Below are 2195 nucleotides of genomic sequence, written 5' to 3'. Positions count from 1 at the left end.
TATCAAGAACATTCGGCGGGGGCCAGAGATTTTTCGACGGTGTGCCCTTCGTGGGTGACCTGACAGGTCACGGACTGGTAGCTCTTCCACTGGTTGGCGGTCAGGTGCAGGAAGGAGCTGGCGGCGTACTTGTTGTTGGACTGCTTGCTTGGCTGGGTGGTGTCCACTCCCTGGGTCACGCTGTTTCCGTCGGCCTTCCAGTTCACCTTCACGGTGCGGGGGTAGAAGTCGGAGATCAGGCACACCAGGGTGGCCTTGTTGTCCTTCAGCTCCTCGGAGGAGGGAGGGAACAGGATCACGGATGGGGTCACGGCTGGCTGCCTCTTGATCTCCACCTTGGTGCCCTGGCCGAAGGTCCAGGGGTAGTTGTAGTCCTGCAGGCAGTAGTAGGTGGCGAAGTCCTCGGGCTGCAGGGAGCTGATGGTCAGGGTGAAGTCGGTTCCGGAGCCGCTGCCGGAGAACCGGCTGGGCACTCCGGACTGCAGGGTGCTGGCGGAGTAGATCAGCAGCTTGGGGGCCTTGCCGGGCTTCTGCTGGTACCAGCCCAGGTCGTTCCTGATGCCCTGGCTGGCCCTGCAGGTGATGGTCACCCTGTCGCCCACGCTGGCGGACAGGGAGCTGGGGGACTGGGTCATCTGGATGGCTCCGTAGGCTCCGCTGATCCACAGCAGCAGGGAGATGAACACCTGGGTCTGCAGCACCATTGGTCCTGGGTTCTCCTCCACGTCGCCGGCCTGCTTCAGCAGGCTGAAGTTGGTGGCTCCGCTGCCGGACCGGCGCTTCCTTCCCCTCTTGCCGGGGCTCCTGGAGATGCTCTTCTGGGTGTAGTGGTTGTGCAGGGCCTCGTGCATCACGGAGCAGGTGAACACGTCGCCCCGCTGCCACTCGCTGGTGGGCACGGACAGCTTGTTGTACAGGAAGTAGGAGCCGTCGCTGTCCAGCACGGCTGGGGTGGTCTTGTAGTTGTCCTCGGCCTTGCCGTTCTTCTCCCACTCCACGGAGATGTCGCTGGGGTAGAAGCCGTTGATCATGCAGGTCAGGGACACGCTCCTGGAGCTCAGCTCCTCGCGGGGAGGGCCCATGGTGTACACCTTGGGCTCCAGTGGCTGGCCCCTGGCCTTGCTGATGGTCTTCTCGATGGGGGCGGGCAGGGCCTTGTTGTGCACCTTGCACTTGAACTCCTTGCCCCTCAGCCAGTCCTGGTGGGTGATTGGCAGGGTGCTCACCACCCGGATGGTGGAGTTGAACTGCTGCTCGCGCAGGGGAGGGCGGGCGGTCCGCACCTGCTCGTTGTTGATGTACCAGGTGAACTGCACCTCGGGGTCGTCCTGGCTCACGTCCACCACCACGCAGGTCACCTCTGGGGTCCTGGAGATCATCAGGGTGTCCTTGGGCTTGGGAGGGAAGATGAACACGGAGGGGCCGCCCAGCAGCTCGGGAGGAGGGCAGGTTGGCTTGGAGCAGGTGCTTGGGGCCACGGTCTTGTCCACCTTGGTGTTGGTGGCTGGGTGGGCCACGTTGCAGGTCACTGGCTGGGAGCTGGAGGTCACGCTCACCACGCTGGACAGGGAGTACAGTCCGCTGGACTGGCGCACGCTTGGGAAGGTCCTCACGCCGTTGGTCAGGGTGCCGGAGTTCCAGGTCACGGTCACTGGCTCTGGCAGGTATCCCTTCACCAGGCATCCCAGGGTCACGGTGCTGGAGGGGGTGTCGCCGCAGCATGGGGCCAGTGGGAACACGCTGGGGGCCTTGGGCTGGCCGCTGGACACGGTCACGGTGGTTCCCTGTCCCCACACGTCCATTCCGTAGTAGTAGTGGGTTCCTGGCAGGAACTCCTCCTTGGCGCAGTAGTACACGGCGGTGTCCTCGGCCCTCAGGGAGTTCATCTGCAGGTACAGGGTGTTCTTGCTGTTGTCCCGGGAGATGGTGAAGCGGCCCTTCACGTCGTCGGTGTAGTAGGCGGTGATGCCGCTCATGGTGATGGCGGACACCCACTCCAGTCCCTTGCCTGGGGCCTGGCGCACCCAGTTCATGGCGTAGCTGGAGAAGGTGAAGCCGCTGGCGGCGCAGGACAGCCTCAGGCTGCCGCCGGGCTGCACCAGGCCCCCTCCAGATTCCAGCAGCTGCACTTCGGCGTGGGTTCCGGTGGCGGCGGCGACCAGAAACAGGATTCTCCATGTCCAGTCCATGGTGGC

Annotated in this window: 1 protein-coding gene; it reads right to left on the bottom strand. The window is 64.2% G+C overall.

Annotated elements, in window-relative coordinates; all coding sequences use genetic code 11:
* Nucleotides 1-2 precede the first annotated feature (2 nt).
* On the bottom strand, nt 3-2195 hold a 2193-nt coding region (locus tag I5Q34_RS00075; protein ID WP_199889978.1), incomplete at its 5' end, for an immunoglobulin domain-containing protein.

This window comes from Streptomyces sp. AV19, assembly GCF_015999245.1.
In the GTDB taxonomy this organism is placed as follows: domain Bacteria; phylum Actinomycetota; class Actinomycetes; order Streptomycetales; family Streptomycetaceae; genus Streptomyces.
Note: the sequence above shows the minus strand (reverse complement) of the source record. Positions and strands in the feature narration are given on the sequence as shown.